This window comes from Rhizobium sp. C104 (assembly GCF_022354505.1).
In the GTDB taxonomy this organism is placed as follows: Bacteria; Pseudomonadota; Alphaproteobacteria; order Rhizobiales; family Rhizobiaceae; genus Rhizobium; species Rhizobium redzepovicii.
Map to the genome: position 1 here is coordinate 117,232 of NZ_CP092351.1, position 22,828 is coordinate 140,059.

19 protein-coding genes and 3 pseudogenes are annotated in these 22,828 nt (G+C 61.3%); 15 read left to right on the forward strand and 7 right to left on the reverse strand.

What is annotated here, in order from left to right:
- Positions 1 to 16: 16 nt before the first annotated feature.
- Entirely contained in the window at positions 17 to 967 is a 951-nt protein-coding gene (locus tag MF410_RS27475; RefSeq protein ID WP_064649817.1) for a LysR family transcriptional regulator, read from the reverse strand.
- A 94-nt stretch (positions 968 to 1,061) separates the two neighbouring features.
- Between MF410_RS27475 and MF410_RS27480 the strand changes: the two genes are divergently transcribed.
- The 10 genes and pseudogenes from MF410_RS27480 (at position 1,062) to MF410_RS27525 (ending at position 11,656) form a co-directional block, all read left to right on the forward strand.
- On the forward strand, positions 1,062 to 1,925 hold the full coding sequence (locus MF410_RS27480) for a dioxygenase (RefSeq protein WP_064649816.1): 864 nt from the start codon (positions 1,062 to 1,064) through the stop codon (positions 1,923 to 1,925).
- On the forward strand, positions 1,922 to 2,980 hold the full coding sequence (locus tag MF410_RS27485; protein WP_097629517.1) for a maleylacetate reductase: 1,059 nt from the start codon (positions 1,922 to 1,924) through the stop codon (positions 2,978 to 2,980). The genes MF410_RS27480 and MF410_RS27485 overlap by 4 nt, the downstream gene beginning before the upstream one ends.
- A gap of 54 nt (positions 2,981 to 3,034) precedes the next feature.
- A pseudogene (locus tag MF410_RS27490) lies at positions 3,035 to 4,313 on the forward strand (ABC transporter substrate-binding protein).
- A 52-nt stretch (positions 4,314 to 4,365) separates the two neighbouring features.
- Positions 4,366 to 5,085, forward strand: a complete 720-nt coding sequence (locus MF410_RS27495) for an ABC transporter ATP-binding protein (RefSeq protein ID WP_222148995.1) — start codon at positions 4,366 to 4,368, stop codon at positions 5,083 to 5,085.
- Positions 5,085 to 5,804 carry an ABC transporter ATP-binding protein gene (locus MF410_RS27500; RefSeq protein WP_064649814.1) on the forward strand — a complete coding sequence of 240 codons (720 nt, stop codon included), beginning with the start codon at positions 5,085 to 5,087 and terminating at the stop codon, positions 5,802 to 5,804. Before MF410_RS27495 ends, MF410_RS27500 begins: the two co-directional genes overlap by 1 nt.
- Positions 5,791 to 6,654 carry a branched-chain amino acid ABC transporter permease gene (locus tag MF410_RS27505; RefSeq protein ID WP_064649813.1) on the forward strand — a complete coding sequence of 288 codons (864 nt, stop codon included), beginning with the start codon at positions 5,791 to 5,793 and terminating at the stop codon, positions 6,652 to 6,654. Before MF410_RS27500 ends, MF410_RS27505 begins: the two co-directional genes overlap by 14 nt.
- Positions 6,655 to 6,663: 9 nt before the next feature.
- Positions 6,664 to 7,749 (forward strand): branched-chain amino acid ABC transporter permease, encoded by a 1,086-nt coding sequence (locus tag MF410_RS27510; protein ID WP_222148996.1) that lies wholly within the window; start codon positions 6,664 to 6,666, stop codon positions 7,747 to 7,749.
- Positions 7,742 to 9,508, forward strand: a complete 1,767-nt coding sequence (locus MF410_RS27515) for an FAD-dependent monooxygenase (protein WP_239620713.1) — start codon at positions 7,742 to 7,744, stop codon at positions 9,506 to 9,508. The genes MF410_RS27510 and MF410_RS27515 overlap by 8 nt, the downstream gene beginning before the upstream one ends.
- Positions 9,504 to 10,388 carry an intradiol ring-cleavage dioxygenase gene (locus tag MF410_RS27520; RefSeq protein ID WP_179867191.1) on the forward strand — a complete coding sequence of 295 codons (885 nt, stop codon included), beginning with the start codon at positions 9,504 to 9,506 and terminating at the stop codon, positions 10,386 to 10,388. Before MF410_RS27515 ends, MF410_RS27520 begins: the two co-directional genes overlap by 5 nt.
- 956 nt (positions 10,389 to 11,344) lie before the next feature.
- Positions 11,345 to 11,656, forward strand: coding sequence for a DUF736 domain-containing protein (locus MF410_RS27525; RefSeq protein WP_003554568.1), 312 nt, complete (start codon positions 11,345 to 11,347; stop codon positions 11,654 to 11,656).
- A 288-nt stretch (positions 11,657 to 11,944) separates the two neighbouring features.
- Here the strand turns inward: MF410_RS27525 and MF410_RS27530 are convergent, their stop codons facing one another.
- The gene (locus MF410_RS27530) at positions 11,945 to 12,211 is read right to left on the reverse strand and encodes a WGR domain-containing protein (RefSeq protein ID WP_179867192.1); all 267 of its coding nucleotides are present in this window, start codon (positions 12,209 to 12,211) and stop codon (positions 11,945 to 11,947) included.
- Between the two features lie 480 nt (positions 12,212 to 12,691).
- Here MF410_RS27530 and MF410_RS27535 point away from each other — a divergent pair, with 480 nt between their 5' ends.
- The gene (locus MF410_RS27535) at positions 12,692 to 13,009 is read left to right on the forward strand and encodes a hypothetical protein (protein ID WP_064649809.1); all 318 of its coding nucleotides are present in this window, start codon (positions 12,692 to 12,694) and stop codon (positions 13,007 to 13,009) included.
- A 373-nt stretch (positions 13,010 to 13,382) separates the two neighbouring features.
- Here MF410_RS27535 and traG read toward each other — a convergent pair whose 3' ends face one another.
- The 3 genes from traG to traC are packed head-to-tail and all read right to left on the reverse strand — an operon-like array spanning position 13,383 to position 15,853.
- A complete protein-coding gene (gene traG, locus MF410_RS27540; protein WP_239620644.1) occupies positions 13,383 to 15,350 on the reverse strand; it encodes a Ti-type conjugative transfer system protein TraG in 1,968 nt (655 codons plus the stop codon).
- A complete protein-coding gene (locus MF410_RS27545) occupies positions 15,337 to 15,552 on the reverse strand; it encodes a type IV conjugative transfer system coupling protein TraD (protein ID WP_097629522.1) in 216 nt (71 codons plus the stop codon). Before MF410_RS27545 ends, traG begins: the two co-directional genes overlap by 14 nt.
- Before the next feature lie 4 nt (positions 15,553 to 15,556).
- Positions 15,557 to 15,853 (reverse strand): conjugal transfer protein TraC, encoded by a 297-nt coding sequence (gene traC / locus MF410_RS27550; protein ID WP_097629523.1) that lies wholly within the window; start codon positions 15,851 to 15,853, stop codon positions 15,557 to 15,559.
- Between the two features lie 255 nt (positions 15,854 to 16,108).
- Here traC and traA point away from each other — a divergent pair.
- The 4 genes and pseudogenes from traA to MF410_RS27570 all read left to right on the forward strand — a co-directional run bounded on the left by traA (position 16,109) and on the right by MF410_RS27570 (position 21,766).
- A pseudogene (gene traA / locus MF410_RS27555) lies at positions 16,109 to 19,433 on the forward strand (Ti-type conjugative transfer relaxase TraA).
- Positions 19,430 to 19,996, forward strand: a complete 567-nt coding sequence (traF, locus tag MF410_RS27560; RefSeq protein ID WP_003554553.1) for a conjugative transfer signal peptidase TraF — start codon at positions 19,430 to 19,432, stop codon at positions 19,994 to 19,996. The pseudogene traA and the gene traF overlap by 4 nt, the downstream one beginning before the upstream one ends.
- A pseudogene (locus tag MF410_RS27565) lies at positions 19,986 to 21,139 on the forward strand (conjugal transfer protein TraB). The gene traF and the pseudogene MF410_RS27565 overlap by 11 nt, the downstream one beginning before the upstream one ends.
- 15 nt (positions 21,140 to 21,154) lie before the next feature.
- Positions 21,155 to 21,766 (forward strand): TraH family protein, encoded by a 612-nt coding sequence (locus MF410_RS27570; RefSeq protein ID WP_003554549.1) that lies wholly within the window; start codon positions 21,155 to 21,157, stop codon positions 21,764 to 21,766.
- 14 nt (positions 21,767 to 21,780) lie between these two features.
- On the opposite strand, the gene MF410_RS27575 is transcribed toward MF410_RS27570, so the two are convergent.
- On the reverse strand, positions 21,781 to 22,158 hold the full coding sequence (locus MF410_RS27575) for a DUF5615 family PIN-like protein (protein ID WP_222135032.1): 378 nt from the start codon (positions 22,156 to 22,158) through the stop codon (positions 21,781 to 21,783).
- A gap of 5 nt (positions 22,159 to 22,163) precedes the next feature.
- Complete coding sequence (locus MF410_RS27580) at positions 22,164 to 22,787, reverse strand: DUF433 domain-containing protein (RefSeq protein ID WP_003554546.1); 624 nt, start codon at positions 22,785 to 22,787, stop codon at positions 22,164 to 22,166.
- Between the last annotated feature and the right edge of the window lie 41 nt (positions 22,788 to 22,828).

The window sequence follows — 22,828 nt, forward strand, 5'->3', positions numbered from 1 at the left end:
GTTTCTCGGATATTGCTTATGAGCCCCAGACCACTGACTGCTCATGCCGCTTGATCAGGTGCTTGAGGTTATCGAAGCCCGCGCGGATGTGGCGCGCGAAGTGATCGGCGGCGGGCGTGCGGGGTGCGTCTGAACGCTTTAGCAAACCGAGCGCGCGTTCCGGATGGGAGATGGGGACGGGCAGGGCGGTGATGGATTTTTCGTTGCGCAATGCGAAGACGACGCTGTGCGGCATGATGGTCAACGCATCGGCCGCCTTCATGTAGTGGACGACGCTCATAAGGGAGCCGCCGGAATAGCGGATCTTGACTTCAGTTGCGCCGAAAGACAGGAGCATGCTGCGCAGGTCGGTGAGCAGCGGGCTGCCTGGCGGGGGCGCCACCCAGGGGAAATCGAGCAGGTGCGCCGGCTGAGGCCGCCGCTTCAGCAGCAATGGATGGGTTACCCGGCAGGCGATGACATTGCGGCCGGGCAGGATCTGCTGAAACTCGAGGCCGGAGCCCTCGTCGAGAATATCGATCGGACAGATGGCAAGGTCGATCTGGTCGGCATTGAGCGCGGCGCGGAGGTCTGGGAAATAACCATAGGTCTGCTCGATGCGTACGTCGGGATGCAGGTTCTGGAACTCGGCAATCATGCCTGCGATCAGCGCATCCATGAAAAAGGGCGTGCCGCCGACGCGCACGACGCCGCTCTTGCCGACCCGGAAACTCTCGACGACATCGGACGCCTTGCGCGATGCCGACAGCATGGTCTGGCCGTGGTCAGCTAAGGCGCGGCCGAGTGGCGTCGGCTGCAGCGGACGGCGGCCCTTGATGAAGAGCGGCTCGCCGATCCGCGCTTCCAGCATGGAAAGCGTGCGCGATACGGCTGGTTGGGATAGACCAAGCAGGGCAGCGCCTTCTGTGACGCCGCCGGTTTTGACAACCGCGGCCAGTTGGACAAGGTGTCGTTCATCTATCTTCATAACGATATGATATATAGAATTGGAATAAAATCATCATAGGCAACGTGATATCGCGCTAATTTATCTCTACCAGCCAATGCTCTGGAGGAGACGCATGATGCCGGGTCCGACGGCGCTGAATTTCAGCGAGGCCACCTCGCACGACATGTTCGCGCAACGACTTCCGCAATCGAAGGACGACAGCCTGCCGCAAGTTCTGGCGGCTGCGGTGACGCATCTTCATGCCCTTATCCGGGAATTGCGGCCGACCCAGGCGGACTGGCGTAAGGTGATCGAATTCCTCACCGACGTCGGCCATGCCAGCGACGAGCGGCGCCAGGAGTGGGTGCTGCTGTCGGATTTGCTCGGCGCGTCGGCGCTGGTCGAGGAGATCAATTCGCGCCGTCCGAAGACGGCCACACCCAACACCGTGCGCGGACCTTTCTTCCGCGCCGACGTTCCGCAACTGCCGCTTGGCGGCAATATATCGCTCGATGGCATCGGCGAGACGCTGGACGTTTTCGGCCGCGTGCAGGATCTCGATGGTGATCCCATCGCAAATGCCGAGATCATCACTTGGCAGGCCAATGCGCAAGGGTTCTACGAAAACCAGCAACCGGACCTGCAGCCAGAATTCAACCTGCGCGGCTGTTTTCGCACGGATACGGACGGACGGTTCCACTATCGGACCATCAAGCCATGCGGCTATGGCGTGCCCGATGATGGTCCCGTGGGAAAGCTCCTACGGCAGGCGGGCTATCCGTTGTGCCGCCCCGCGCATCTTCATTTCATGATCAAGGCGCCGGAGTTCGAGACGGTCACCACGCATATCTATGACGGCAGCGATCCGCATCTGGCCGAAGACGCGATCTTCGCCGTCAAACCCGAGTTGGTGCGAACCTTCGAGCAGCAGGGCAAGGGATGGTTGTTGAAACTGACTTTCATCATGGTCCGCGCCAGGAGGGGAGCCGGGACATGAGCCGGACTTTCATCTACAGTGGCAGCCCTGCCCATATCGTCTTCGGCGAAGGCCAGTGCGCTGCCGCCGGCGAGTGGGTGGAAAAGCTCGGATGCGCCAAGGCGCTCGTCCTCTCGACGCCCCAACAAAAGGCCGATGCCGAAGCGCTGGCCGCGCGGCTGGGCTCTCTCGCCGTCGGCGTCTTTGGCGGGGCCGTCATGCACACTCCAGTCGATGTCACCGAAGAGGCGATGGATGTGGTTCTCCGTACGCAGGCCGATTGCGTCGTTTCGCTCGGCGGCGGCTCGACCACCGGGCTTGGCAAGGCAATCGCCTATCGCACGGATCTTCCGCAAATCGTCATCCCGACGACCTATGCCGGATCTGAGGTGACGCCAATCCTCGGCCAAACGGAGGGCGGGCGAAAGACCACCGTGCGCCATGCGAGCATCCTGCCTGAGGTGGTGATCTACGACCCGGCGCTGACGCTTGGCCTGCCTGTTAGCATGAGCATCACCTCTGGGCTGAATGCCATGGCCCATGCGGTCGAAGCGCTCTACGCGCAGGATCGCAATCCAATTTCAACACTGATGGCGGCCGAGGGGCTGCGGGCGTTCAAGAGCAGCCTGCCTGACATCGTTGCTGTGCCGCGGGCTGCCGATGTCCGCGCCGATGCGCTCTACGGCGCCTGGCTCTGCGGCACCGTGCTCGGCACGGTCGGCATGGCACTGCACCACAAGATCTGCCACACGCTGGGCGGCGCTTTCGATACGCCGCATGCCGAGACGCATGCGATCATGCTGCCGCACACCGCCGCCTACAATGCCGCAGCCGTGCCGGAGCTTCTGGCGCAGGTCGCCGATATCTTCGGCGGCTCGGTCGGCGGCGGGCTTTGGGATTTCGCCAGGCAGATCGGTTCACCGCTGGCGCTGAAGGGTCTGGGCCTCAGCGAAGCCGATCTCGATCGCGCAGCCGAGATGGCTACCGAAAATCCCTACTGGAATCCAAGGCCGATCGACCGGAAGTCCATTCGTGCCCTTCTGCAGGATGCCTGGGAGGGCAAACGGCCGGCATGAGTCGACGGCAGACATCACGCTCTCTGGGAGGAGAGAAAAATGGGAGGAGGAAACATGTTTACGAGACGCGATTTTCTGAAGACGACGGCCGCCACCGGGGCACTGGTGGCGACATCCGGGCTTGCCGCCCCGCGATCGCACAGAATGCTGCGATCAAGCTTGGTTATGTCAGCCCGCAGACGGGGCCGCTTGCCGCCTTCGGTGAGGCCGACAAATTCATCATCGACAGTTTTCTGGCAGTCACCAAATCGAAGGGGCTCAATTATGAGGTTGTGGTCAAGGACAGCCAATCCAATCCGAACCGGGCGGCCGAAGTCGCCAAGGAACTGATCGTCACCGATGAGGTGAACCTGATCCTCGTTGCGTCGACGCCGGAGACCACCAATCCGGTGGCGACCACCTGCGAGGCCGAGGAAATGCCCTGCATTTCGACGGTCGCGCCCTGGCAACCGTGGTTCATCGGCCAGCAGGGCAATCCCGGTGACCCCACGTCCTGGAAACCGTTCAACTACGCCTATCACTTCTTCTGGGGTCTCGAGGACGTCATCTCGGTCTTCACCAACATGTGGGCGCAGATCGAAACCAACAAGAAGGTTGGCGGTCTCTTCCCAAATGACGGCGACGGCAATGCCTGGGGAGACAAGGTCGTTGGCTTCCCGCCGGTGCTGGAAAAGATGGGCTATGGCCTGATCGACCCCGGCCGCTACCAGAATATGACGGATGATTTCTCCGCACAGATCAACGCCTTCAAGTCGGGCCAGTGCGAAATCATCACCGGCGTGGTGATTCCGCCTGATTTCACCACCTTCTGGAACCAGGCCAAGCAGCAGGGTTTCGCACCGAAGATCGCCTCGATCGGCAAGGCGCTGCTTTTCCCGCAGACCGTCGAGGCGCTCGGCAGTGCGGGGCATAATCTGTCGTCTGAAGTCTGGTGGACGCCGAGCCATCCGTTCAAGTCGTCCTTGACGGGGAAAGTACAGCACAGGTGGCAGACGCCTTCACCAAGGCGACCAACAGGCCCTGGACGCAGCCGATCGGCTTTGCCCGTGCGCTGTTCGAACTGGCGGTGGATGCGATGAAGCGGGCCGGAGATCCGACAGACGGGGATGCCGTCGCGCAGGCGATTGCCGCGACCAAGCTCGATACACTGGTCGGGCCGATCGCCTGGGACGGCAGGGGTCTGCCTCCCTTTGCCGCCAAGAACATCGCCAAGACGCCGCTCGTCGGCGGACAGTGGCGGCTCAAAGACGGCGGCGGCTACGATCTCGTCATCACCGACAACAAGACGGCGCCGAACATTCCGGTCGGTGGCAAGATGGAAGCAATCGCCTGATTTTGGGCGCGGGGGCCTCTAGAGGCCCCGCCTGTTTCTGGGAGGAATGGGTTTGGCAATTCTCGAACTCGATGGGGTCTCGAAGAAGTTCGGCGCATTGACAGTCGCCAAGCAGATTTCCTTTGCCGTCGGCGAAGGCGAGGCGCTGGGGATTATCGGGCCGAACGGCGCCGGCAAGTCGACGCTGTTCAATCTGACCACCGGCAATATCCCCGCCGACAGCGGAAGCATCCGCTTTCTCGGCGAAGATGTGACGCGCACGCCGCCGATGGCGCGCTGCCTTGCGGGAATGGGCCGCACCTTCCAGATCCCGCAGCCGTTCGAAAAGCTGACGGTTTTCGAAAACCTCCTGGTCGCCGGCGCCTTCGGCTCGCGGCGACGCGAGGCCGAGGTGTCGGACCGCTGCGCCGAAATCCTGGTGGATACCGGGCTGATCGATCAGGCGAATGTGCTGGCCGGAAGCCTGTCGCTGCTGCAACGCAAGCGGCTGGAACTGGCCCGGGCACTGGCGACGGAACCGAAGCTGCTGTTGCTCGATGAAATCGCCGGTGGACTGACCGAGGGCGAGTGCCGGTCGCTGGTGGCCACCATCCGCGCCATTCACGCGCGCGGCGTTGCCGTCATCTGGATCGAGCACGTGCTGCACGCGCTGAATTCCGTCGTCGAGCGGCTGCTGGTGCTGCATTTCGGCAAGGTCATCGGCATCGGCAAGCCCGAGGACATCATGGCGTCGCGCGATGTGCGTGAAATTTATCTGGGGATCGAGATCTGATGGCGCTTCTCGAAACCAGAGGCTTGACCGCCTCCTACGGCGATTTCCAGGCGCTATTTGGCATCGATATCATCGTCGGCGCCGGCGAGACCATCGCCATCATTGGCGCCAACGGGGCCGGCAAGACGACACTGATGCGCTCTGTCTCAGGCGAGCTCACCAATGCGCCGGCGTCGATCCTTTATCGCGACGAACCGATCGGCGCACTGCCGGCACCGGACATTCTGGCGCGCGGCGTCGCCATGGTGCCGGAAGGTCGGAAACTCTTCCCGTCGTTAAGCGTCGAGGAAAACCTGCTGATCGGCAATTATGGCCGCAAGGTCGACGGCCCGTGGACTCTCGAAAGCATCTTCGTGCTTTTCCCGATCCTGAAGGAGCGGCGCAATAATCCGGCAACGGCACTTTCCGGCGGGCAACAGCAAATGGTGGCGATCGGTCGCGGGCTGATGTCCAATCCGGCGCTACTGCTCTGCGACGAGATCAGCCTCGGCCTCGCCCCGGTCGTGGTCCGCGATATATACGCCGCCTTTCCCAGGATCCGCGAGACCGGCGCTTCGATCGTCATCGTCGAACAGGATATTGCTCAGGCGCTGAAGGTGGCCGACCGCGTCTACTGCATGATGGAGGGGCGCGTGACGCTTTCCGGCCGCGCCTCAGACCTCAGCCGCGACGACATCCACAGGGCCTATTTCGGGACGGATCACCATGAACTGGCTTGATACCATTCTCCAGGGCGTGCTGCTCGGCGGGCTTTACGCGCTGTTTGCGGCCGGCTTGAGCCTCGTCTTCGGCATCATGCGGCTGGTCAACCTCGCCCATGGCGACCTGATCGTGCTTGCTGCCTTCTTGATCTTGATCCTGGTGACGACGCTCGGGCTCAATCCCTTCGTGGCTGCCGCAATCGCGGCGCCATTGATGTTTGCCATCGGCTGGGGCCTGCAATATTTCCTGCTCAACCGCACGCTCGGCAAGGATATCCTGCCTCCGCTGCTCGTCACCTTCGGGCTGTCGGTCGTGATCCAGAACGCCCTGCTCGAGGGATTTTCCGCCGATAGCCGCCGCGTCTTTGCCGGCAGCCTAGAAAGCGCCTCCGTCAATCTCGGCCCGGTCACCGCCGGCATCATGCCGCTGATGACCTTCATTTCGGCCGTCGCCGTCATCATCTGCCTCAATCAGCTGATCTATCGCACATCCGTTGGCCGCGCCTTCCGGGCGACCTCGGACGATCCGGTGACGGCAGGGCTGATGGGAATTCGGCCGCAACGCATCTTCGCCATGGCGACGGGGCTTGCCATGGTCGTGGTGACGATCGCCGCCCTCTATCTCGGGACGCGCGCCAATTTCGATCCGACCTCCGGGCCGGCGCGGCTGATCTATGCCTTCGAAGTGGTAATCATCGGCGGGCTTGGGTCGCTCTGGGGCACGCTTGCCGGCGGCATCATCCTGGGCGTTGCCCAGACGGTGGGTGCCGCAATCAATCCGGAGTGGCAGATCCTTGCCGGTCATCTGGCATTCCTCGCCGTTCTCCTGTTCAGACCGCGCGGCCTTTTCCCGCGCGCAGTGGATTGAGGTGCATCGATGACCATGGCCATTCCATCCTTCACCGTCGAGACACGCACCAGGGCATCAGCATTGTCCGCCGTGGCAGTGATTGCTCTCTTGCTGCTTGCCTTCGCCGCACCCTTCATTGTCTCGCGCGGCGTCATTCAGGACCTGTTCTTCATCCTCACCATGCTGGTGCTGGCGCAGAACTGGAACCTGCTTGCCGGTTATGCCGGGCTGATCTCGGTCGGCCAGCAGGCCTTCGTCGGCTTCGGCGCCTACACTATGTTCGGCTGCGTCATCCTGTTCGGCTTCGATCCGATCGCGGCCATCCTGATTGCCGGCGTGTTTTCGGTTGCCCTTGCCATTCCCACGGCCTTCTTCACCTTCCGTCTCTACGGTCCCTATTTTGCCATCGGCACCTGGGTGGTGGCCGAGGTCGTGCGGCTGCTGCTGGCCCAGTGGAAGGCGCTCGGCGGCGGCACCGGCACCTCGCTGCCGCGCGATGCGACGCGTGAGATGATGGGTGTCGGCGCGATGCGCGACCTCTTCGGCATGAAAGCTTCTGAGGCGGGCGATGCGCTGACTTACTGGATGGCGCTGATCCTCGTTGTCGCCACAATCGGCTTCATCTATGGACTTCTGCGCAGCAAGCAGGGCCTCGGTCTCGCGGCCGTCCGTGACAACGAACAGGCCGCCCGCGCCGTCGGCGTCGATGCGCGGCGGACGAAGATGTTGGTTTATCTCGCCACCGCCTTCATGACGGGCATTGCCGGGGCGTTGATCTACGTGCAGAAGGCCCGCATCTCGCCGGACGCAGCCTTCTCGGTCACCGACTGGACGGCCTATGTCATCTTCATCGTCGTGATCGGCGGTATCGGGACGATCGAGGGACCGATCCTCGGCGTCATCATCTTCTTTCTCTTACAGAACCTGTTGGCCGACTACGGCTCCTGGTACCTGCTGGTGCTCGGCCTTCTCGGCATCGCCACTATGCTTCTCGCGCCGCGCGGCCTCTGGGGTTTGTTCTCCGAGCGCACCGATATCCAGCTTTTTCCGGTTCGCCGCGTCCTGAAGGGCGGGCCGCTCAATCTCACGCATAGGGGAGGGCCTCATGGCTGACATTACCACTGACGTACTCATCATCGGCACCGGCCCGGCAGGCTCCGCCACCGCCGCACTGCTCTCGTCCTACGGGGTCGAGAACCTGGTGATCAACCGCTACCGCTGGCTCGCCAGCACGCCGCGCGCCCACATCACCAACCAGCGCACCATGGAAGTGCTGCGTGATCTCGGTCGCGATGTGGAGGACGAGGCTTATATGTTCGCGGCTGAGCAAGACCTGATGGGCGAGAACGTGTTCTGCACCTCGCTCACCGGGGAGGAGATTGGCCGGATGAAGAGCTGGGGCAAACATCCGCTATCGCGCGCCGAGCACCAGCTGTCATCGCCGGCTCATATGAACGATCTGCCGCAGACCTTCATGGAGCCGCTGCTGTTCAAGACGGCCTGTTCGCGTGGCAGCCAATCGCGCATGTCGACGGAATATCTGAGCCATGCGCAGGACGAAGACGGGGTCATGACAACCTGTCTCGACCGGCTGACCGGCAAGGAATTTACCGTCCGATCAAAGTATCTGGTCGGTGCCGATGGCGGCAATTCCAAGGTTGCGGAACATGCGGGCCTCACATTCGAAGGCAAGATGGGTGTTGCCGGTTCGATGAACATTCTGTTCAAGGCCGATCTGTCGCGACTGGTCGCCCATCGTCCCTCGGTGCTTTATTGGGTGCTGCAGCCGGGTGCTGATGTCGGCGGCATCGGCATGGGGCTGGTGCGTATGGTCAGGCCCTGGGACGAATGGCTGATCGTCTGGGGTTACGATATCGATCAGCCACCCCCTTCGGTGGATGAAGCGCATGCGAAGAAGGTCGTGCGCGACCTGGTCGGCGATCCCGATCTCGAGATGACCATCAAGTCGGTCTCGACCTGGACCGTCAACAATATGTACGCCACGTCAATGTCGAATGGCCGCGTCTTCTGCATGGGCGACGCCACCCACCGCCATCCGCCGTCAAACGGGCTCGGCTCGAACACCTCGATCCAGGATGCATTCAACCTCGCATGGAAGCTGGCTTTCGTCCTCAAGGGCACCGCTGACCCGAGGCTTCTCGATAGCTATCAGGATGAGCGAGCGCCTGTCGCCAAGCAGATCGTCACCCGCGCCAACAAGTCGATCGAAGAGTTCGGGCCGATTTTCAAGGCGCTTGGTCTGCTTGATTCGATTGATCCGGTGAAGATGCAACAGAACATGGATGCCCGCTGCAACAACACTGTCGCGGCCGAGGAGCAACGGGCCGCGATCCGCAAGGCGATTGCCGACAAGGTCTACGAGTTCGATTGCCATGGCGTCGAGATGAACCAGCGCTATCGATCCGGCGCGATCGTAACGGATGGCCAGGCGGAACCGGCCTTCGCCAGGGATCCGGAACTGCACTGCCAGCAGACGAGCTGGCCAGGGGCAAGGCTGCCGCATGCCTGGGTATATTCGGCGACAGGTGAAACGCTGTCGACGCTGGACCTTGCCGGACATGGCAAGTTTACCGTGCTCACCGGCATTGGCGGGCAGGGCTGGATCGAGGCCGCCCGAACCCTTGGGAAGGAACTGGGCATCGATATTGCCGCACACCTGATCGGTCCACGTCAACCCTGGCAGGACTTCGCCGGCGACTGGGCGAATATGCGCGAAATTCGAGACAGCGGCGTCCTCCTCGTGCGTCCCGACCATCATGTCGCCTGGCGAAGTGAAGCGATCGTTGAAGATCCGTCAGCCGAGCTGCGACGCGTGATGACCACGGTTTTGGGGAGACACGGCAATGATTGACGCACATGAAAAGGGTTTCTTCACAGAAGAGAACTCTGTCGAGGTGGTCACGAGCCGTAACGCCACCGCCAAAGACCAGCGCCTGAAGCGCGTGATGGAGGTCGTGACACGCAAGCTGCACGAGGCGGTGAAGGAGCTTGAGCCGACGCAGGACGAATGGATGGAGGCAATCCTCTTTCTCACCCGCACAGGGCACACATGCAACGAATGGCGACAGGAATTTATCCTGCTGTCGGACGTGCTCGGCGTATCGATGCTGGTCGACGCCATCAATAACCGCAAGCCCTCAGGCGCCTCCGAAAGCACTGTTCTTGGCCCGTTTCACGTTGCCGACGCGCCGGAACTGCCGATGGGTACCAATATCTGCCTCGATCAGAAGGGCGAGGACATGGTGATTGGCGGCCGCATCCTCGGCACGGACGGCAAGCCGGTTGCCGGCGCTGTTATCGACGTCTGGCAGGCTAACGACGAAGGCTTCTACGACGTGCAGCAGAAGGGGATCCAACCAGACTTCAACCTTCGCGGCATCTTCCGCACCGGCGCGGATGGCCGCTATTGGTTTCGAGCCGTCAAGCCCAAATATTACCCGATCCCGGACGATGGACCGGTTGGTAAGCTGCTCGGCGCGCTCGGTCGTCATCCCTACAGGCCCGCTCACCTGCACTACATTATCAAGGCCGACGGCTTCGAGACACTGACGACGCATATTTTTGATCCGGACGACCCGTACATACACTCTGACGCCGTCTTTGGTGTGAAGGAGAGCTTGCTTGCCAAGTTCCAGCACGTCGAAAATTCGGTGCGCGCTAAAGACTTCGGTTTCTCTGGCAAGTTCTGGCAGATAGAGCACGATTTCGTGCTGGCCCGGACCGAGGAGTAGCATTGCTCGCCAGCCGGCGTTCTGACGAAGAAGGCCGTAATGGCCAATGCAATGGAGATGATCGCGCCGCAAGGGAACGCGGCTCGAGTTCCGTCAATCATAGCCGCAGCAGCATCAGCGCCAGCCAACGCGTCATTTGAGCTGGTCTTTGCGGTTGCATGCGTCCAAATGGTATGCCCATACACAAGTTCCATAACGTTGATTACGCCGCAAAATATGTAGCCGGCTACCTCAATCTACAGGTACCCCGTCGTTTGACAACGATGACGCCACGCATCTGCGGGGCGAAGAGCAACCTTCGACTAACTGCACGCGACGATGGCATATGTGCAGCGACGGGCAGCCCCCTGGCATCGAGAGCCGTCATCCGTGCCTCGGCCATTTTGCGTGCGACCGACTGGTTTGGGTAATCGCCCCAGCGGTCGAAAGCTTCCGGGTTTCGCCGATCGGTGGCCACAACTTTCTGGGGCGGCCTGATTTCGACGATAGACGGCTTGGCGCGACGCATGGATCTCCGGGCGGCGAACCGCAGACTCGGCAAACCACATTGATGACAAAGGGCAACTGCCCGGCCGGGTGAACTCGTCGCATCCGGGTTCGACTCTATGACTTGAGGACAGAGCACGGGCTTGCCGTTGCAGTGTATCGGTACGGCAATATCGAGACGCTGGCCCCATGTCCAGTACCTCCCATTGCTGTCGTGGGCCGCTCCTCCGCGGGCTCGATGAGGCATGTCTGACCGGAGACCGGCTGCGCCTCGATCGTCTTACCGCAACGGCCATTCGCAGATTTCTTACCCCGGACGTCACGTCCTCCTCTCCCGCTAACAAATCTGCGTCTTGCCGCCCTCCATTTCATTTTGGCCTTATCAGGTGCGGTCCGATCGTCACCGGTCTTTGCGACAGCCATCGAGGCCGCGATGGGCGCGGCCCGATACACACGAAAGGAACTTGAACATGGCTACCATCGGCATCTTCACCGCAAACGAAAACGGCTTCACCGGCTCGATCCGCACTCTCGCGCTCAACGTCAAGGCCCGCATCGCCCGCGTCGAAAATCCATCCGACAAGGGTCCGCACTTCCGTATCTACGCTGGCAACGTCGAGCTCGGTGCGGCCTGGCAGAAGCGTTCCAACGAGAGCGACCGCGACTACCTCTCGGTCAAGCTGGACGACCCGAGCTTCCCGGCCCCGATCTACGCGACGCTTTCGGTGGTCGAAGGCGAGGACGACTACCAGTTGATCTGGTCCCGCCAAAACCGAGACTGAGATCCCGCTGGCCCCGCCGCTTGAGGCGGGGCCAGCGGCCCGCTTAGAGAAAGCCGACAATCGGCCTCGAGGCCGCCCACGACCCTTTAGAGCGGATACCAGTGATGAGCGCACTTAAATGGAAGACATCACGCAACAATTCGCCAACTCCATACCGCGACTGGCCGATATCGTTCCTCAGCGAGGTCGGCGCGGCACTCTTGAGACCTACTGGAACCGGCGGCAGTGATGTGCCAGCAGGGGCCGTTTCGGCGGTCGTGGTAATGCTTCAAGACCGAGGCGATCGGATCATCCCTGCAAATATCGGAGAGTTGATCTTGGCTGATAGCCGCGGGCACGTTTTTGCTTCACCAGGGCGAGGAACAGGCGAACCGCTTCCTCCTCCCGTTCGAAGACGTGCTGTTTCTCCTGGCCATGCTGGCCGATGCGTCCCCATCGCCGGATCAGGCAGGCTTCTCCAAACATTGTCTGCCCGATTTCCATGGCGTAGTAGCGCGCCATGTTCTTTGCCGGATCAGCGCGTTCGATATAGAGGTGGTAGGGCTGTGCAAGCATGCTGCCATGATCGCCAAACAGTATTGCGACGTCCAACGACACATTTGAATCAATCACATGCGACCGATTCAAGTTTGTGATGGATGGCACCGGGGCGAGGCGCCATTGGCGCACGGCTCTCATCGCATCGCGACCGAGGCCAGCTGGCGGTCTTCGCCGGATCCGGTCAAGATCCTCTTGCAACGCAAAGCAGACTGTGCACGAAATCGTCGTGTCGAGCTTGCCGAACCGTCTATTGTGGCCAGCAATGCTGGCAGGCGGTCGCGTCCTTTCAGGACGCGGTTTTATCTCTCTGACTGCCCATTGTGCACCCGCCGCTCCGGCGTCAAGGACATCGCGGCCCCTCCAATTTTCCGCACCGCAGGCGGCACAGAAAATCGGTTCCTCCGCTCGCCGCGTGGCGGCCGCGTTCCGCAGTCCCTGACCCCTCGCGAGCTACGATGCGGCCCCCTTTCGTCAGAAAACGAAAAGGAGACTCTGATGACAAGGCATGAAATCAATCAAATGGATGGAGAAGTCCCCAAGCTGCGGCCTCAACAGTCGGACTTGCTTGAAAATTTGCGTCATAATTTCGATGCGGAAGTCCATCTTCCAGCCGATATCCCACGCGAATTTCTGTCGGCAGCGTTACTCTTTGCGATCGACAAAAAGGTGGATTTCGGCTTGTTCCATCAGGCCGACCGGATCATCATCGCATATTTCGGCGGCGACGAAATTTACCTTCCGTCCCGGTGGTCCGATAAGCGCTGGCATATCGGTGTCGAGGATAGAGAGCCGTTCTTCGATCCCGCGGGTTGAGACCCAGACCAGAGGCGGCCGCCGCCTCTGGTCTTTGCCTTGCCTTATGACCCGGTTCGGCCGGATCGACCGACCGGCTCGGCTGCGAAAGGGGGGCTGCGCCGCCCCTCTCAAGCTCACCCCATGACGGAAGGGCAAGCCCCTCCTTCAAACTTTCTCCCATGGGGATAGAGGACGGTTCACTCCTCCCTTTCCCCAAACCCCTATTCCTCTCCCGTCGGATGGAGGCACAGCAAATTGGCGACGCCGATCACCGCCGCCCAGACGACGAGTGTTGGAATGCTGCGCCGCAAGCGGCCCGACGACGACCCCACCGTTTTCCGAACGGCGTTACGATTCGTCGCCAAACAACTCCCCTAAATCCTGGCAGACGCTACCGGCGTAGTTTCATCGGAGTTTTAGGATCTATCGCATTCTTGTCGCCGCTGACCGGTGAATGAAACCGGTTCTCGCCGACGCAAGCCCTCATATCGTCACGACGGAACCAGATCGCACGACCGCATCGAAGCGGCGCATTACCTGCCGTGAACACGATCTGCTCGTCGGCCCGCATGCGCAGAACTTCGTGCGGCTGGATGAGCGGTCTGGCGGCAAGTTGTTTCGAACGCGTGTGCGATGAACCCTTCGACTGGACACTGCGACTGACCTGATCGATCTCGACCGTCGTCATGCCGCAACGCCGCGAGATGTAGTCGGCCGTTTCAGGATCGTTGATGGCAGCAAACGAGATCCAGCTCGCACTCTCAAACCATTTGCTCGCCGCGTCGCGGCCGCCATAGGTTTCTCGCATCTGGCCGATCGACTGGTAGATCATTGTCAGCGTGATGCCGTATTTTCGGCCGGCGTCACGAGCCGTCTCCAGAATCCGCATGTAGCCCAGGCGTGCCACCTCGTCCAAAAGGAACAGCGCCCTCCCGTTCAACGCTCCATCACGATTGTAGATCGCGTTCAGGAAGGACCCGATGATGACGCGAGCAAGACCCGAATGCGTCTCCAGCGTCTTCAGGTCGATGTTGATGAAGACATCCGTGTTTCCCGCGGAAATGTCCTTGGTCGAAAAAGTCAACTCCGAGACAAGCGCCGCATAATTCGGATAGGATAGCCAGTGCGTCTCCTTCACCGCATTCGCGTAAACCCCGCTAAACGTTTCTGGGGTCATATTGACGAAGGCGGCGACGTTCTCCTTTACGAAGTCGGATATCGAATTGTCGTAGATCGACTGCAATCGCGCGCGCAGCTTGGGTTCGGGCTCGGACAGATTTTTGCGGACCTGACGGAGTGTCTGGTCGTCCTCTTCGGTGCGGCCGGATAGACAGACGTCGGCGATCAATGCGGTCAACAGCTGCAGCGCCGATGCGCGAAAGAAATCGTCGCGCACGCCGCGAGCGCCGCCGCTGTCGCTCATGATCCATGAGGCAACGGCGGCAATATCCTCTTCCTTCGTGCGGCCATGAAGCCCGATCCAGTCCAGCGCATTGAAGCCTGTGTCGGGCGTTTTTGGATCGAGGATACGGACGTCGCGTCCTGCATTTGTCCGATGCTCGATCACCATGGGCGCGACTTCGTTTGACGGATCCAGCAAGACCAATGTACCGCCCCATTTAAGGGCGGTCGGGATCGTCACCGACGTCGTCTTGAAACCGCCTGAACCGGCAAAGACGATACCGTGCGAGGACCCGAACGAGCCGTCGAAGCAGAGAAGCGGCGACTTGCCGCCAGCACCCCACGTCTCCACGCTGTCCGCCCGGAACGACTGCTTCGCCGTAATGTCCTTGTCGACGCGGTAGCGCTCGCCGATGACGATGCCGCCGGTATCTGGAAAAAGCTTTTCGGCCTCCGCCGATTTCATCCACTCGGCTTCGCCATGCAGTGCGCGCCTTCCTCGAATGCGGCGTGGCTCAGAGCGCGCGAACGCCGCATTGCCGACAAGTGCTACGCGAAGTGCAAAGCCGGCAGACGTCAGCGCCGCCCCAGCCCCGATCATCGTTGCCGGGTCTGCATAGGAGAGCGCCGATCGAACTGCCGGAAAGTGGTCGAAAATTGCGGAAAGTCGCACGGTCTCGCGCAGCGCAGCGATCACGATCGTCGCACTGCTGCCGCCGACAACGCCCCATCCGGCAAGCTTGATGTTCGTTGAGCCGGTGCTCGCGAACAGAAAGATGATGCCGGCGGCGCCTGACGCGATATAGGGCAAGGCGATTCCAGTCCGACCGAGGATCAGTCGAGCTGTCTCGGTTTTCCCGAATTCGGAAAGCCATTGTTCGAAACCCGTCATGCCGATGGTGACCAGCATCATCAGTGCTATGGGTACGCTGACCAGCGCGATCTTATTCGTCGTCATTGCCGAAGGCCTCCGCTCCGATCGCCGTGAGCCGGGATCGCTCGCCCTCATCGCTCCTGATGCGTCGTGCTGTTTCGACCAGTGCCCCGAGCAGCAGCGCGCGCTTTTCGTATCGTAGGCCCGCCTTGACGATCAGCCCGCCAAGTTCGATCTTTTCGCGTGTATCCTTCTTGCGGGCCTCGAATGTCCTCGTCCTCGCCATCCGTTCAAGCCTCGCTATCGCCGCCCGCAGCCGTGCCAGACGCGACCGGTATGGCATGTGCCCCTTTGCGACTATGCTCGTTTGCCCCCTTTTCTTCGGTCGGAAGGACTTCGCCCCTGCGAAACCGTTCGGCCAGGTGCTCAAACGCTGCCTGCAGCTCGTTTTCGTCAACCTCGATCTCGCCAAGGCCAGCCTTGAGCGCGATCCGCCCGATTCGCTTCGCTTCGAGAGTCTCGGCGGTTTTAAGTTGCTCTTGCAGTTTGGCGATTTCGTCGCGGATTTTCGAGGAGTGTTTCTTCATTCCGGATGGTCCCGTGTCTGTCGTTTCGTCTTCGAACCTTTGTGAGGTTCCTCCAGACCGGCTTGCCGATCTACCGACACTAATGCGAGTAGGCGCAACCTGCGCTTCCGGTCATGATCCCGGCCGTTCCGGAGGAGCGGCTTCCAAGGGCGCAATTATACGTCGCTGACGCGACGCCCTTGCTCGAGGCCGATCTGGCCCGCCGCTTTCGACGAACTTCGATGAACTCGTTCGCAACCGGGAAAGTATCGCGCCGTGGCCGTCCCGCATTTCTCCGTCAGCATCGTCGCCCGTGGCTCCGGCCGCAGCGCCGTGCTGTCGGCGGCCTACCGTCACTGCGCGAAGATGGACTTCGAGCGGGAAGCCCGGACGATCGACTACACGCGCAAGCGTGGTCTCCTGCATGAGGAGTTCGTCATTCCGGCGGGGGCTCCCACATGGCTGCATGCCATGATCGCCGACAGGTCGGTGTCAGGAGCGTCCGAAGCCTTCTGGAACAAGGTCGAGGCGTTCGAAAAGCGATCGGACGCGCAGCTTGCCAAAGACGTCACCATTGCCCTTCCGATCGAGCTCTCTGCCGAGCAGAACGTTGCTCTCGTCCGGGATTTTGTGGAGCGGCACATCACGTCGAAGGGCATGGTCGCCGACTGGGTCTATCATGACGCACCGGGCAATCCGCATGTCCATCTGATGACGACGCTCAGGCCGCTGACAGAGTATGGGTTCGGCGCAAAGAAGGTCGCGGTGACCAGTCCGGACGGTAACCCGATGCGCAACGATGCCGGCAAGATCGTCTATGAACTCTGGGCCGGAAGCGCGGACGATTTTAATGCGGTTCGCGATGGTTGGTTCGCCTGTCAGAATAGGCATCTTGCCCTTGCGGGTCTCGACATCCGCGTCGACGGGCGGTCCTTCGAGAAGCAGTGCATCGAACTGACCCCGACCATCCATCTTGGTGTCGCCACCAAGGCGATCGACCGCAAGGCGGACCAAGCCGACGCAAGGTCGTCGGCATGGTCGCCAAAGCTCGAACGCGTTGAACTGCAGGAAGACCGCCGCGCGGAAAATGCCCGACGCATACAGCGCCGTCCGGAAATCGTTCTCGACCTCATCACGCGGGAGAAGAGCGTCTTCGACGAACGCGACGTGGCGAAGATCCTGCACCGCTATATCGACGATGCCGCTTTGTTTCAGCACCTGATGATGAGGGTTCTGCAGAGCCCGGAGGCGCTGCGTCTCGAACGTGACCGGATCGACTTTGCGACGGGTATCCGGACAACAGCCAAGTACACGATGCGGGAGATGATCCGGCTTGAAGCCGAGATGGTCAACCGGGCGATCTTGCTGTCCGAGCGCGCCTCTCATGGCGTAGGCGAGGCGCTGCTGGAGGTGACGTTTGCGCGCCATGCCCGTCTGTCGGATGAACAGCGGACGGCGATCGAACGTGTGGTTGGCCGCGAACGGATCGCCGCCGTCATCGGCCGCGCCGGCGCCGGTAAGACGACGATGATGAAGGCGGCCCGCGAAGCCTGGGAAGCGGCTGGCTATCGTGTCGTCGGCGGTGCGCTTGCCGGCAAAGCAGCCGAGGGCCTGGAGAAGGAAGCCGGCATTCAGTCCCGCACACTGTCGTCGTGGGAGCTGCGCTGGAACCGGGGCCGCGACCGGATCGACGCGAGAACCGTTTTCGTGCTGGACGAGGCCGGCATGGTGTCGTCCCGACAGATGGCGCTCTTCGTCGAGGCCGTCGTCGAGGCCGGTGCGAAACTGGTTCTGGTCGGCGACCCCGAACAGCTGCAGCCGATCGAGGCGGGAGCTGCCTTCCGGGCGATCGCCGACCGGATCGGCTATGCCGAACTCGAGACGATCTATCGTCAGCGCCAGCAATGGATGCGCGACGCATCGCGCGATCTGGCGCGCGGCAATGTCAGCCAAGCGGTCGATGCCTATCGTGACCATGGGCATGTCAGGGGATTGGACCTCAAGGCGCAGGCAATCGAAAGCCTGATCGCCGATTGGGATCGCGACTACGATCCTTCGAAGAGCAGCCTGATCCTCGCACACCTTCGGCGCGATGTTCGGATGTTGAACGATATGGCTCGCGCCAAGCTGGTCGAGCGCGGCATCGTCGCAGTCGGCTTTGCCTTCAAGACCGATGACGGAACCCGCATGTTCGCGGCCGGCGACCAGATGGTGTTCCTGAAGAACGAGGGTAGCCTTGGCGTCAAGAACGGCATGTTGGCCAAGGTCATCGAGGCTGCACCTGGACGGCTCGTGGTGGCGCTTGGCGAAGGGGACCATCGCCGTCTGGTCACGATCGAGCAGCGCTTCTACAACAAGCTCGATCACGGCTATGCGACGACGATCCACAAGAGCCAAGGCGCGACCGTCGACTGCGTCAAGGTGCTTGCATCCCTCTCGTTGGACCGTCACCTCACCTATGTGGCCATGACGCGCCATCGCGAGGATCTCGCCGTCTATTACGGCCGACGCTCTTTCGGCAAGTCCGGTGGCCTTATCCCGATCCTGTCGCGCCGCAACGCCAAGGAGACGGCGCTCGACTACCAGAAGAGCTCTTTGTACGGCCAAGCCTTGCGCTTTGCCGAGGCGCGAGGCCTGCACCTCATGAACGTCGCCCGCACGATCGCCCATGATCGCCTCCACTGGGTCGTCCGGCAGAAGCAGAAACTCGCCGATCTCGGCGCCCGCCTGGCGGCGATTGGCGTGAAACTCGGACGCGCCGCCAGCGCCAAGACATCACCCAAACCGACCGCCAAGGAGTCGAAGCCCATGGTATCTGGCATTTCTACTTTCCCGAAATCCATCGATCAGTCCGTCGAGGACAAGCTCGCAGCGGATCCAGGTCTCAAAAAACAATGGGAGGATGTCTCCACCAGGTTCCATCTCGTCTACGCCCAGCCGGAAAGCGCCTTCAAGGCGGTCAATGTCAACGCGATGCTCAAGGATCCGACGATCGCCAAAACCACGCTGGCGAAGATCGCCGGCGAACCCGAGCGCTTCGGTGCATTGAGGGGTAAGACGGGCGTGTTTGCCAACCGGGGCGACAAGAAGGACCGCGAACGGGCGATCGCCAACGTGCCGGCCCTGGCCCGTAATCTCGAACGCTATCTTCGCCAGCGTGCCGAGATCGAACGCAAGCATGAGACGGAGGAACGCGCGGTTCGCCGGCAAGTCTCGGTCGACATCCCCGCGCTCTCTGCGCCCGCAAAGCAAACGCTCGAGCGCGTGCGTGATGCGATCGACCGCAATGATCTTCCCGCCGGTCTCGAATATGCACTTGCCGACACAATGGTGAAGGCCGAACTCGATCGGTTCGCCAAGGCCGTCTCGGAACGGTTCGGCGAACGCACCTTCCTCGGCATCGCGTCGAAGGATCCGAGCGGAGAAACTTTCAAGTCCGTCACGGCAGGGATGAACCCCGCGCAAAAGGCGGAGGTACAAACCGCCTGGAATTCGATGCGTACCATCCAGCAGTCTCTCCGCTCATGAGAAAACGACCGAAGCGCTGAAGCAGGCCGAGACCTTGCGGCAGACCAGGAGCCAGGGACTTTCGCTGAAATGATTCCGACAATCACGCGCCAGCGCCCGACATACGAGAAAATACGCCCCGCCGCGGCGCTATTATTGGCCACGGCCTTGCTCGCCCTTGGCTTGTTCGTCGCCGCCACGGTCGGCGGGTTCCGCATCAATTTGACGCCGAGCGAACCGCTCGGCCTCTGGCGCGTCGCGGGACTCGATCGGCCCCCCGCCGTCGGCGATGTCGTCTTCATCTGCCCGCCGGAAAACGACAGGATGCGCGAGGCCCGACAGCGCGGCTATCTGCGCTCCGGTTCGTGCCCGGGCGATTTTGCCCCACTGATCAAAACGGTGATCGCCACCGAGGGTCAAAGGGTGGACATCAGGTCAGCCATGTTCGTCGATGGCATCACCGTGACAAATTCGGCAGTTGCCAAAGCAGATGGAAAAGGTCGACCGCTTTCGGCTTTTGCGAGTGGCGCCGTGCCAGCGGGACACGTCTTTCTGCATTCCGGTTTCGCGGGCTCCTACGATTCCCGCTATTTCGGTCCACTGCCCGTGTCCGGCATCCTCGGCCTGGCGCAAAAGGTGCTCACCTATGCGCCGTGACCACGTGGGTACCGCGGCGCTGATCGGCCTTGCCATCGCGGCCGCCTCGATCGGATGGAGCGGCCAGGTGCTTCTCCTGCCAACCGCCCTCGCCTTTCCTGTATTATGGACACATGCACCCAATCGGATGGCGGCGGGGCTGGTCTCTGCGGCATATTTCCTCGCGGCCTCACATGGGCTGCCGCAAGGGGTAGCCACCTTCTATTCGTCCGACCTTTGGCCAGGACTGCTGCTCTGGCTCGCGGCATCGGTCAGTTTTTTCGGGGTCCACACGGTGCTTTGGACATCGGTTCGCACCAAGAGACCCCATCGGTACGTGGCCGCTGGCATCATGATGGGGCTACCCCCTTTCGGCATAACCGGGTGGGCGCATCCGATCATGGCGGCGGGCGTTCTTTTCCGGGATGGGGGTGGTGGGGACTGGCAGCCACGACAGCCGGCCTGATCGGCCTCGTAACCCGGATCTGGCCGGCTGTCGCGATCGCCTTGGCAGGCGCGTGGGCTTGGTCCGCCGCAACCTGGACCGATCCAGAAGTGCCTCACTCATGGCGCGGCGTCGATTGGCAAATGGGCGCTTCGCTCGGACGCGAGGCCGGACTTCAGCGACAGCGTGACCTGATCGCAACGGTGCAAAAGGAGGCGAGCGATGGTGTTGGCTATATCGTCCTGCCGGAAAGTGCGCTCGGCTTCTGGACGCCCACCGTCGAACGGTTATGGACCAGGGCCCTGGCCGGCAGTCCCGTGACGGTGATCGCCGGCGCGTCCGTTATTGGCGCGGATGGCTATGACAATGTTTTGGTGGCAGTGTCGGCCGGAGGCGGCCGCGTCCTTTATCGTCAGCGCATGCCTGTCCCCGGCTCGATGTGGCAGCCGTGGTGGGGCGATAGCAAAGGCGCGCCGGCAGACTTTTTTGCAAACCCGGTGGTCGTCCTTAACGGCTACAAGGTCGCGCCGCTGATCTGCTACGAACAGCTCGTTGCCTGGCCCGCCCTGCAATCCATGTTGCACGATCCCGATGTCATCGTCGCCGTCGGTAATGGTTGGTGGACCGCGAATACCTCGATCGTCGCGATCCAGCGGGCCAGTGCCGGGGCCTTCGCGCGCCTCTTCGACAAACCGCTCGTCATTTCATTCAACACCTGAACTCGGGAGGCAGTCATGCTCGATACCGCGATGATACAAAAATGCGCCGATCCCTCACTGACGCCTGCCATTGTCGAGCAGTTCGTCCAGAGGGCTGGCTCCTCGGACCCGTTGGCGGTTACCGTCAAAGCCGGTGAGCGGCTGATCCTCGTCCCGAAGGTGAAAACGCCGGACGAGGCGATGGAGCTTATCCGTAGATATGTCGGCCAGGCCGTGGTCCGCGTCGGGATCACCCAGGTCCCGGCTGGCATCGGCGTCAAGGATGTCTCTGAGCTCAAGTCTGATCTTCTACAGGCTTGTGAAAATCTGCGCCTCGGAACGGGGATGTTCGCCAAAGTGGTGAGGATCGTCGCCAAGTGGTACGGCAATCCCACCGACAGGCAAGTCTTTCCGCAAATATTCGAGGATGCCGTCTATGCCTGGAAGACCGGCGAGTTCGAGGGCGTGAGCGTGTTTCGGGCCGATGATCCCGGCTTATCTGTGAAATTGACCGTCCCACCCGTGGCCGAACAAGACCCCCACACCGATAGCGCGCCACCCTTTTCGAAGCTCAAGGAGAGCGAGAATAGCGGTGGTGTCGGAGCAGCGGAAATGCGGATCGATCTGTCCCGGATTGGCGCTAAATAAGCTTTGGAAAGCGTCTAGGTTTCCGGCAGCAGATAGCGCGTCAGAACGGCGGTATCCTCTTCGATGGTCACTTCCAGCACCTCGTTGACGAGATATTGCACCCCTGCCAGTTCCCGCAGAATAAGAATAAACAGTTCCCGTTGAAGCGCAGGTAGGACTTGCGGCACGATAATCACGAGACCCGCGTGTAGCTGTTCGTTGGCGTGGAGCTTGCGAAAGTCGCGAGCGTTGTTCGTCACGAAGGTGAAATCTTCCGCGTCGATCCGAGGCATCAGGTCCCAGTCGGTCTCGCCGCTTAACCCCAACCAGTTGACATGAAAACAATCGTGGCCGTGGTCTTGAGCCACGGCCACGAGTGATGTGTGGAGGCATTCGTCGATCAGAAATTTCAAGAGGACTAATCCGACGATTGTGGAAGGCGCTCATTTCCGAGCCGAAGACGCTTTTCCGACTTCACCTTCAAGCCCAGCTCCGAAAGTTTGCGTGGCCGTCCCCGAACGGGATGTGCTGCTGTCCAGATGTCAGCAAGCTCCACCATTCGGCCCGTCAGCGAAGGATAGCCTTCGACGATTTCCTCGGTGCTCGCGCCTTGGGCCTTCATCGCGGCGATTGTTCGCACGGGAACGCGGGTTCCCTTAAAAACCGGTTCGCCGCCGACAACCCCTTTGACGCTCTGGATCAATTTTTCAGCCTCTCGAAGCGCCTCGGCGCGCGCGGCCAATTGCTCTCTTGCCCGCGCGACGTCGATGATAAGGTAATCGTCGGCCCTTACGGTATCGGCTCCGGGGTTCTCATCGATGGTATCGAACAGTCGTTTACGGCGCTCGGCAGATAGGATCGATCCAACGCCGTACCAGAGCTTCAAGCGAAGCAGATCCTCTTCGGTGAGGGCTCGGCCCTCGGTGCTGGACGGACGATTGGCGACGATCCGCTTGTCGATCGCGTTGTGCACCGACTTTATCGCAATCTCGCTGACAGCGGCGGCCTCGGCAGGCGTGTAGGCGTGTGAGACAGTGACCATAATCATTCTCCTTGAGAAGAATATATAAGGCAGCTGATGGT